Source organism: Bergeriella denitrificans NBRC 102155 (assembly GCF_001592185.1).
GTDB classification, from domain to species: Bacteria; Pseudomonadota; Gammaproteobacteria; order Burkholderiales; family Neisseriaceae; genus Neisseria; species Neisseria denitrificans.
In genome coordinates this window covers 1-9,653 of record NZ_BCWL01000065.1, presented here as the reverse complement: position 1 = coordinate 9,653, position 9,653 = coordinate 1, and the positions used below count along the sequence as shown (strand labels likewise).

7 protein-coding genes are annotated in these 9,653 nt (G+C 56.1%); 5 read left to right on the top strand and 2 right to left on the bottom strand.

The annotated features are described in order from the left end of the window. Positions 1-96: 96 nt before the first annotated feature. Positions 97-1,554, bottom strand: a complete 1,458-nt coding sequence (locus BDE01S_RS05230; RefSeq protein WP_066078261.1) for a TrkH family potassium uptake protein — start codon at positions 1,552-1,554, stop codon at positions 97-99. Between the two features lie 193 nt (positions 1,555-1,747). Then, the gene (locus tag BDE01S_RS05225) at positions 1,748-2,539 is read right to left on the bottom strand and encodes an acyl-CoA thioesterase (protein ID WP_066078257.1); all 792 of its coding nucleotides are present in this window, start codon (positions 2,537-2,539) and stop codon (positions 1,748-1,750) included. Between the two features lie 634 nt (positions 2,540-3,173). Between BDE01S_RS05225 and BDE01S_RS05220 the strand changes: the two genes are divergently transcribed. The 5 genes from BDE01S_RS05220 to mhpT all read left to right on the top strand — a co-directional run bounded on the left by BDE01S_RS05220 (position 3,174) and on the right by mhpT (position 9,487). Beyond that, positions 3,174-4,001, top strand: coding sequence for a p-hydroxycinnamoyl CoA hydratase/lyase (locus BDE01S_RS05220; RefSeq protein WP_066078254.1), 828 nt, complete (start codon positions 3,174-3,176; stop codon positions 3,999-4,001). Positions 4,002-4,035: 34 nt separating this feature from the next. Continuing rightward, on the top strand, positions 4,036-4,581 hold the full coding sequence (locus BDE01S_RS05215) for a DUF3237 domain-containing protein (RefSeq protein WP_066078251.1): 546 nt from the start codon (positions 4,036-4,038) through the stop codon (positions 4,579-4,581). A gap of 61 nt (positions 4,582-4,642) precedes the next feature. Then, on the top strand, positions 4,643-6,091 hold the full coding sequence (locus BDE01S_RS05210) for an aldehyde dehydrogenase (RefSeq protein ID WP_066078248.1): 1,449 nt from the start codon (positions 4,643-4,645) through the stop codon (positions 6,089-6,091). Between the two features lie 83 nt (positions 6,092-6,174). Further along, positions 6,175-8,031, top strand: a complete 1,857-nt coding sequence (locus tag BDE01S_RS05205) for a feruloyl-CoA synthase (protein ID WP_066078245.1) — start codon at positions 6,175-6,177, stop codon at positions 8,029-8,031. Between the two features lie 232 nt (positions 8,032-8,263). Beyond that, complete coding sequence (gene mhpT / locus BDE01S_RS05200; protein ID WP_066078242.1) at positions 8,264-9,487, top strand: 3-(3-hydroxy-phenyl)propionate transporter MhpT; 1,224 nt, start codon at positions 8,264-8,266, stop codon at positions 9,485-9,487. The last annotated feature ends 166 nt before the right edge of the window (positions 9,488-9,653 follow it).

Below are 9,653 nucleotides of genomic sequence, written 5' to 3'. Positions count from 1 at the left end.
CCATTCTTATTTTAAATGACTATACATCAAAAAGCCGTCTGAAAAACGTATTTTCAGACGGCCTTTTTTCAATCATCTTAAGCCAATCTATATCGCTTATTTCTTCCAATAAGCCGGCGTCAGCAGCATCAATACGGTAAAAATCTCCAAACGCCCCAGCAGCATCACCACGGTGCACAAACCTTTCTGCAAAGCGCTCAGGCCGGCGTAATTGTGGGCGGGGCCGATTTCGCCCAAGCCCGGGCCGGCATTGGTGATGCAGGCAATCACGGCGGTAAAGGCGGACACGAAATCCAGCCCCGAAGCCATCAGCAGAAAGCTGAACAGCACCACCGTCATAAAATACACAAAGATAAACGACATAATCGTCAGCGCCATACGCTCGGGAATGGTGCGGCCGTTGACCTTGACCGTGCGTACCGCGCGCGGGTGCAGCAATACCGTCATCTCGCGCAGGCTGAATTTGAACAATACCAGCGCGCGCACGTTTTTAATCCCGCCACCCATCGAGCCGGAGCAGGCCAATACGTTGGACAGGAAAAACATCCACAGCGACACAAACAGCGGCCAAGTACCAAAATCGGCGTTGGCAAAGCCGCTGGCCAGGCCGATGGAGATAAAGTTGAAGCCCACGAAACGCAGCGATTCGGCCGGCGAAGCATACACGCCCTGCTGCCACAGATAGGCCGCCGCCGCCGCAATGCTGCCGAACAGCACCAAAAGCAGCATCCGGCATTCTTCGTCCCGCCAATAGACTTTCAGCGAGCGGTTGCCCAGTGCCGAAAAATGGCTGGCGAAATTCACCGCGCCGAATACCGTAAACAGCGCCACCGTCCACTCCACCGCTACCGAGTTGAAATAGGCGATGCTGTTATCGTGGGTGGAAAAGCCGCCCAGCGCCACCGCCGACATCGCATGACAGAGCGCGTCAAACCAGCCCATGCCCGCCCAATGCAGCGCGAGCAGCGCCGCCAGCGTGGTTAAGCTGTAAAACAGCCACAGCTTTTTCGCCACCTGCGAAATGCGCGGCGCCATTTTGCTGTCTTTATCCACGCCCGGAATTTCCGCCTTGAAAAGCTGCGTGCCGCCCACGCCCAGCATCGGCAAAATCGCCACCGCCAACACGATAATCCCCATGCCGCCGAGCCAGTTGAGCATATGCCGCCAAAAATTCAGCGTGCGCGGCAGCGCGTCCAAGCCGGTAATCACCGTTGCGCCCGTGGTCGTCAGCCCCGACATTGCCTCGAAAAACGCATCGTTAAAGCCGATGCCCGGTAAAGCCAGATACAGCGGCATCGCCGCCGAAGTCGCAAACGACACCCACAGCATAATCACCAGCGTAAAACCGTCGCGCACGCGCATTTCCCGCTGGAAGCGCATCGTCAGCAGCCACACGGTGACCGAGCCCAAAAGCGTGACCAATACAGTGCGGGCAAACGCGGAAAACGTGCCGTCATCAAGCAGGTAAGCCATCACGGTGGGCACCAGCATCAGCATCGAGAAAAAGACGCCGAGCTTGGACAAAACATGGATAATCGGAATTACTTTGTACATAATCGCACACGCAGAAAGGCCGCCCGGAGCGCGGCTGTATGGTAGGCAGGATACACTGCCCGAGGCAAACAGCGTATTTTAGCAAATTCCCCTGCGCGGTGTATGCCGGAAAGCGGGTTTAAACGCAGGCCGTCTGAAAATCACGGTTTTCAGACGGCCTTTTTGTATGGAATGTGCACTCGATTAGTACGCCTTATCCGAATACGGTGACGGTTTGGCGGCTGATTAAGGTCAGGTTGCCGTGCGCGTCCCACATTTTTGCTTCGGTGTGTCCGTAGCCTTCGGCGGCATGGTCTGTTTCGACGCGGTATTGCCAAAAGTCGTCCATGCTGATGTTTTCAAGCTCGTGCAGCAGCTCCAGCGTCCAAGTCAGGCTGCTCATCGGCGCGATGCGGTTCAGCAAAACCGAAGGGGCGGGCGGGAAGCCGTCGGCCAGCACCAAGAGGTGCGGCAGCGTGAATGCGCCGCTTTGGTTGCGCAGGCGGGTGTAGGCGCCGAAAGAAGCCTGCTCCGCTCCTGAAAAAGCCTCTGCGCCTTCTGCCCAGCGCAAATCCAGATCGCGCAGGAAAGGCAGTTCCAAGCCGTTCAAATCCTGTTTCCGGCTGAGGTTTTGGGGCGGCTGCCATTGCGGGGCGGGCAAAAGGGTGGTGTGCCGGGCCGCCGAATGTCTCGCCTCCCCGTATGCGGCCAGCAATACCGCCCGCACTCCGCCTTCCTGCAGCAGATGCACTTCGCCTTGAAGCACAGATTTTCCGACCCGCAAAATGCGGGCTTCTAAATAGACCGGTTCCCGCGCGTCCACCGGCCCGACGAAATACACGGTCAGTGAGCGCAGGCGGCGGGGGGAGTCGAGGATATGCTGCAATTTGGCCAACATCAGCGCGGCCGTCAGCCCGCCGAACAGGGAACGTCCTTGCGACCATGCTTCGCCGGGGGTTACGGAGCCGGCGGTTTTTAAGGTTTCAAACAAGCGGTTCAAATCCATCTTCATTTCTCCGTGGGACGAGACCTTTGCAAAAATATTTAAAATCCCTTAGCCGTCATTAGCTTCGCAAGTCCGCTTCGCTCCCCTCGTGCAGGCAGAAATCCACTTTGAATATTAAGCAACGTTTTGTTTTAAAATAAGTTACTCCGTTTCAACGGTAGATTCCCGCCTGCGCGGGGGGGAGCGAAGCGGACTTGCGAAGCTAATGACGCCGCTGAGTGTTTCAGCTTTTTTGCAAAGGTCTCGGACTGTGTGAGAAAAGCGGAAACGTAAAAGGTTTCAGACGGCCTTTTTTGATTTTTGAAAAGTGGAAACCTTTGCAAAGGTCTCGTTTTCTTTCTGCTGCCTGCGTGGTTCGGTCGAAGCTGCGTACAGGCTGTCTGAAAAGATATAATATCAATTTTTTTGATAATAATGCGGTATTTTTTAAATTTTATTTTTCTTAAATTGGTAACATTTTAATTATTTCATTCAAAATAAAATAAAAAATATCATTTTAAAATAATATATTATGATTATTTTTTCTCAAAATGGGTTTGAGCCGGGTAAAAGGGCTTGATATATCAATTTAGTTGATAATATACTGGAAGCGAAATCCGTTTTAAGACCGTTTAGAATAGCAGGAGGAACCGATATGTCTTATGAAAACCGCTGGCAGACCGTCAAAGTGAGTGTGGAAAACCAAATCGGCTGGGTCACGCTGAACCGTCCCGACAAGCGTAATGCCATGAGCCCGACGCTGAACCGCGAAATGGGCGATATTCTGGAAACTTTGGAACAGGACCCGGAGGTGGGCGTGGTGGTTATCACCGGCGAGGGCAGTGCGTGGACGGCGGGTATGGATTTGAAGGAATACTTCCGCGAAACCGACGGCCAGCCGGAAATCGCTCAGGAAAAAGCCCGCCGCGAAGCCTGCTATTGGCAGTGGCAGCTGCTGCGTTTTTATTCCAAGCCGACGATTGCGATGGTCAACGGCTGGTGCTTCGGCGGCGCGTTTTCGCCGCTGGTGGCCTGCGATTTGGCGGTTGCCGCCGACGAAGCCGTGTTCGGCCTGTCTGAAATCAACTGGGGCATTCCGCCGGGCAATCTGGTCAGCAAGGCTATGGCCGATACGGTGGGCCACCGCCAATCGCTCTACTACATCATGACCGGCGAAACTTTCAACGGCAAACAGGCCGCCGAAATGGGCTTGGTCAACAAGAGCGTACCGCTGGCCGAATTGCGCGGCGAAGTGGAAAAACTGTGCCGGACGCTGCTGGAAAAAAATCCCGTGGTGCTGCGTTATGCGAAAAACGGCTTCAAACGCTGCCGCGAGCTGACTTGGGATCAAAACGAGGATTATCTGTATGCCAAACTCGACCAGTGCCTGCACCGCGATCCGGAAGGCGGCCGCGCCGAGGGCATGCGCCAGTTTTTGGATGAGAAGTCGATTAAACCGGGTTTGCAGACTTATAAACGTTAAGATTGCAGGTTGCTTGAAAATTTTGGAGGTTGTAATGAAAAACAAATTATATGCTTTCGCCTTATCTGTTTTTGTTGCCGCTTTTCCCGTTCATGCATCCGGATTAACAGCTGCCGATATCAAAGAGCCTACGCTCGAGCCGGCTTTTATGATTGACATCCAAGTGGCCAAGCCTTTGGTTGTCGGGCAAGATGCCCAGCATGGTCGACGGCAGTTGATTTCGATTACCGGCGGCAAAGTAAGCGGCAAGCTGAAAGGAGAGGTGCTGCCTTACGGTGTAGACAGTCAAGTCATCCGCCCTGATGGTTTTACGGAACTGACCGCACGCTATGCCATTAAACTGGAAGATGGTAAAACCGTATACATCGATAATTCCGGTATCCGGCGCATTAATGATCCCGAAGCGGCTAAGCTGGTCGCACAAGGGCAGATTGTCGACCCTAAACATGTTTATTTTGCCACTGTAAGCAAATTTGAAACTTACAGCCCTGAATATAAATGGTTGGAGCAATCCGTCTTCATCTGCTATGCAGTACGTCTGCCTGATAAAGTGTTGCTGAAATTTTACGAAGTGAAGTAAGCTCATTAGCGTTCAGGCAGTCTGAAAAATCGTTCAGCTCGATACATAAAGGAATCCAGTTATGAACCAAGTGAATCTGTTTATCAACGGCCAATCCGTTCCTACCGCCGACGGCAGAACTTTCGAGCGTATTGGCCCTTTGGAAAACCAAGCCGTAACAGTTGCGGCGGCGGGTAAGGCGGCGGACGCGGATGCGGCGGTGGATGCGGCGGCAAAAGCGTTTCCTGTGTGGTCTGCGCTGCCGCCGGGCGAAAAGCGCAACCGCTTGCTGAAAGCGGCGGATTTGCTGGCTTCGCGTGCGGAAGCGTTTGTCAGGATCGGTATTGAAGAAACCGGCTCCAGCGGCGCGTGGTACGGGTTTAACGTCCATCTGGCGGCCAATATGCTGCGTGATGCGGCGGGCATGGTCACGCAAATCCAGGGCAATGTGATTCCGAGCGACATTCCGGGGCGGATGGCGATGGCTTTGCGCGTGCCTTGCGGTGTGGTGGTCGGCATGGCGCCGTGGAACGCGCCGGTGATTTTGGCGACGCGCGCGCTGGCCATGCCGTTGGCCTGCGGCAATACCGTGGTGCTGAAAGCGTCTGAAAACTGTCCGGCCACGCATGAGTTGCTGGTGAAAACATTGAATGAAGCGGGTTTGGGCGACGGTGTGGTCAATCTGGTCACGCACAGCGCGGAAGATGCGCCCGAAGTGGTGTCGGCACTGATTGCCCATCCTGCGGTCAAGCGTGTCAATTTCACCGGTTCTACCCATGTCGGCAAGATTATCGCCAAGCAGTGCGCCGAATACTTGAAGCCGGTGGTGCTGGAGCTGGGCGGTAAAGCGCCGGTGATTGTGTGCGAGGATGCGGATTTGGACGAAGCGGCCAATGCGGTTGCGTTCGGTGCGTTTTTCAACCAAGGGCAGATTTGCATGAGCACCGAGCGCGTGCTGGTGCATGAAAGCGTGGCCGATGATTTGATAGGCCGTCTGAAAGCGAAAATCGACGGTTTCGTCACCGGCGATCCGCGCACCCAAGTACACATCGCCCATGTGGAGAGCAAGCGTTCGGCCGACCGCATTTTGTCGCTGGTGCGCGATGCGGAGGAAAAAGGCGCGAAAGCGGTGACCGGCTATACGGTAAACGGTACGGCAATCAGCCCCGTCCTGCTCGACGGCATAACGCCGGAAATGGCTCTGTACACGGAAGAATCGTTCGGCCCGGTCTGTACGCTGGAGCGTGTGAAAGATGACGATGAGGCGGTGGAAAAAGCCAATGCTTCGGTGTTCGGTTTGTCCGCAGCGGTGTTCAGCCGCGACATCGGCCGCGCGATGGGCATTGCCCGCCGTATCGAAAGCGGTATCTGCCACATCAATTCGGCCACGGTCGACGACGAAGCACCGATGCCTTTCGGGGGGGTGAAGGAAAGCGGCTACGGGCGTTTCGGCAGTACGGCTTCGATTAACGAGTTTACCGAATTGCGTTGGATTACGGTACGGAGTACGCCCAAACACTATCCGATTTGAAACCTGTTTTCAGACGGCCTTTGATAACAATTAAAGCGGAAAACCGCAAGGCCGTCTGAAACAATGCTGAGAGGAGAAACAGCATGCACGCACCATCTTATCTCGACTATCCCATCCGCCCCGTCAGGCTGGGCGGTCACGAAGTGACCGTCCGCGAAGCGGCGGGCGCGTTCTATATCACCCCGCAGGAAGCGTTGAAGCCTTATCCCGAAGTGTTGTCGCAGCGTCTGTATGAAAACGCCGAAAAATATCCCGACCGCCTGTTTGCCGCGCGTCGGGGAGACGGCGGGGAATGGGTGCGCTACACCTATGCCGAAACGCTGGCTGCCGCACGCAACATCGCCCAAGCCCTGCTGCCTTACCGTCTTTCCGCCGAGCGGCCGCTGATGATTTTGTCGGAAAACTCGCTGGAGGCTTTCCTGCTCAATTTCGGCGCCATGCTCGCCGGTGTGCCTTATGCCTTTGTCGCGCCCGCTTATTCGCTGGTGGCGGAGCAGCCCGACAAGCTGCGGCACGTCATCGATACGCTGACGCCGGGGATGTTTTTTGCAGGAGAGGGCACGGGTTTCAGACGGCATTTGGAAGCCTGCGGCCAGCTCGGCAAACCGATTATCACGACCACGGGCGATTTGGAAGGGCATGCTTGTCTGAAGTTCGACGATTTGCTGTCTGTTCCGGCTACGGATGAGGTGGAGGCGCGCCACGCGCAAATCCGGCCTGACGATATTGCCAAATTCCTGTTTACCTCCGGCTCGACCGCACTGCCGAAAGTGGTGCCGACCACCCACAAAATGCTGTGCAGCAACCAGCAGATGCTGCGCCAGACTTTGGCCATGATGGAAGACGAGCCGCCGGTATTGGTGGATTGGCTGAGCTGGCACCACACTTTCGGCGGCAGCCACAACCTCGGTATCGCGCTGTATAACGCGGGTACGTTTTACATCGACGACGGCCGCCCCGTGCCCGGCCGTTTCGGCGAAACCATACGCAATCTGAAAGAGATTTCGCCGACCATGTATCTGAACGTGCCGGTGGCGTGGGCGCAGCTGGCCAATGCTTTGCAGGAGGATGCGGGGCTGCGCGAAACGTTTTTCAAAAACGTGAAACTGTTTTTCTTCGCCGGTGCGGCTTTGTCGCAGGATTTGTGGCAGAAGCTGTCCGACATCAGCTACGCCCATTGCGGCGAACGTATCCGCATTATGGCGGGGCTGGGGATGACGGAAACGTCGCCTTCCTGCACGTTTACCACCGGGCCGTCGAATCTCGAGGCCGGTTTCGTCGGTTTCCCCGCGCCCGGTTGCGGGGTGAAGCTGGTGCCGGTTGATGGGAAGCTGGAGCTGCGCGTGCGCGGGCCGCATGTGATGCCGGGCTACTGGCGGCACGATAATCCGCGCGGCAGCTTCGACGAAGAGGGCTTTTACTGCACCGGCGACGCCGTGCGCCTGCTGAATCCCGATAATATCGAAGACGGTTTGGTGTACGACGGCCGCATTGCCGAAGATTTCAAATTGGTCACCGGTACTTTTGTCAACGTGGGTGAGTTGCGTAACCGTATGTTGATTCAGGGCAACGAGCTGATTGAAGACGTGGTGCTGGCGGGCGAGGGCAGGGACGAAATCGGCGCGCTGGTGTTTCCCAAGCCGACCGTTACCCGCCGCATGAGCGGTTTGGGCAGTGACGCGGATTGGCGGGACGTGTTGGCCAGCGCACCGGTGCAGGCGTGGTTCGGTGCGTTTATGGGCAGAATCAACCAAGGCTATTCGGCCAGCTCCAAACGCATTGCGCGCCTGTATCTGATGGCGGAGCCGGCGGATGTCGGCTTGGGCGAGACAACCGACAAAGGCACGCTCAACCAGCGCCTGCTGCGCAGCCGCCGCAGCCGGGAAATCGAGGCCTTGTACGGGCAGGAAGAGGATCCGTTCCGCTTCATTGCGCCTTGAAGTACGGAAAACGGTAAAAAACACGCAGGCTGAGACCTTTGCAAAAAAGCTGAAACACTTAGCGACGTCATTAGCTGTACAAGTCCGCTTCGCTCCCCCCGCTCAGCTAATGACGGCTAAAGGATTTTAAATATCTCTGCAAAGGTCTCAGCTGGATGAATTTACTAATGCATGCATTTTCAGACGGCCTGATGCTGAAAACAGCACAATCAAGAAATAAGGAGAAATCACGATGGTTGCCGAAGGAAGAACCATACAGAACAGTGCCAAAATCACGCTGGCTATCTGTTTCATACTCGCGCTGATGGAGGGCTTCGACCTGCAATCCATGGGCGTGGCCGCGCCGATGATGCGCGAGGCTTTCGAGCTGGATCCCAAGCAGTTGGGCTGGGCGTTTTCCGCCGCCACGCTGGGTACGCTGCCGGGGGCGTTGCTGGCGGGCAAGCTCGCCGATATGTACGGGCGCAAGCCGGTTTTGATGGTGAACACGGTTTTGTTCGGGGTGATGTCGGTGCTGACCGCCCATGCGGAGTCGTTTCCGCTGCTCTTGGCCGCGCGTTTTCTGACGGGTTTGGGGCTGGGCGGCGCGCTGCCGATTTTGATTACGATGGCGACCGAGGCGGTTAATCCGAAATGGCGCGGTACGGCGGTCAGCATTATGTATTGCGGCGTGCCGGCGGGCGGAATCATTACTTCGCTGGTGGCGATTTCTCTGGCCAAGCAGCTTGGCTGGGAATGGATTTTCTATGTCGGCGGTTTTGCGCCGCTGCTGCTGGTTCCGGTTATCTGGCTGTGGCTGCCCGAATCTAAAGCCTATCTGCAAAACAAGCTGGAGGCGGAGCAGCGCGCTTATCCGATTTCGCATATTCTGTTCGGCGAAGGCCGCGCGTTCGGTTCGCTGCTTTTGTGGGCAAGCTTTTTCTGCACGCTGATTGTGCTGTATGTGCTGCTCAACTGGCTGCCGACTCTGTTTGCCAATCAGAATTTCAGCCGCGAAGAAATCAATTATGTGCAAATCGGCTTTAATGTCGGCGGTGCGCTCGGTACGCTGGCTTTGGGTTTCCTGCTCGATAAGGCCGATATCCGCGCCGTCATCGTGATGATTTACGCGGGTATGCTCGGCGCACTCTATGCGCTGGCCAACGGTGCGGAACTGGGCGCGGTGATTGCGGCTACGACTGCCTGCGGTATTTTCGTTATCGGCGGACAGGGCGCGCTGTATGCGCTGGCGGGTATGTTTTATCCGTCGGCCGTCCGCGGGACGGGCGTGGGTTCGGCGGTTGCCGTCGGACGCGCGGGGTCGTTCGCCGGGCCGATTCTCGCGGGTCTGATTTTGGCAGGCAGCACCGAAAGCGGCGCGGTGATTTCCGCCGCGATTCCGGTGATTGCCGTGGCCTTCGCCTGCGCTTTGATACTGGTCATGCGCTTTAAGAAAGCGGAAACGGCCAAACCGTAAGCAGTGGTTTTGGTTCCGCAGAAACGTACTTCCGTTCGTTTTCAGACGGCCTTTCCGGTTTTGCAGGCCGTCTGAAAAAGCTGCCGCCCCGTACCGGCGCGTACCTGCTCCGGCGGTGACGGGTTACGGACGGGCGGAATATATAGTTGGAGAAATTAATTTCTGA

Bases quoted from the DNA above. Each gene is read 5' to 3' on its own strand.
- BDE01S_RS05220 (WP_066078254.1), top strand. From the start codon at position 3,174: ATGTCTTATGAAAACCGCTGGCAGACCGTCAAAGTGAGTGTGGAAAAC.
- BDE01S_RS05205 (WP_066078245.1), top strand. From the start codon at position 6,175: ATGCACGCACCATCTTATCTCGACTATCCCATCCGCCCCGTCAGGCTG.
- BDE01S_RS05215 (WP_066078251.1), top strand. From the start codon at position 4,036: ATGAAAAACAAATTATATGCTTTCGCCTTATCTGTTTTTGTTGCCGCT.
- BDE01S_RS05225 (WP_066078257.1), bottom strand. From the start codon at position 2,539: ATGGATTTGAACCGCTTGTTTGAAACCTTAAAAACCGCCGGCTCCGTA.
- BDE01S_RS05230 (WP_066078261.1), bottom strand. From the start codon at position 1,554: ATGTACAAAGTAATTCCGATTATCCATGTTTTGTCCAAGCTCGGCGTC.
- mhpT (WP_066078242.1), top strand. From the start codon at position 8,264: ATGGTTGCCGAAGGAAGAACCATACAGAACAGTGCCAAAATCACGCTG.
- BDE01S_RS05210 (WP_066078248.1), top strand. From the start codon at position 4,643: ATGAACCAAGTGAATCTGTTTATCAACGGCCAATCCGTTCCTACCGCC.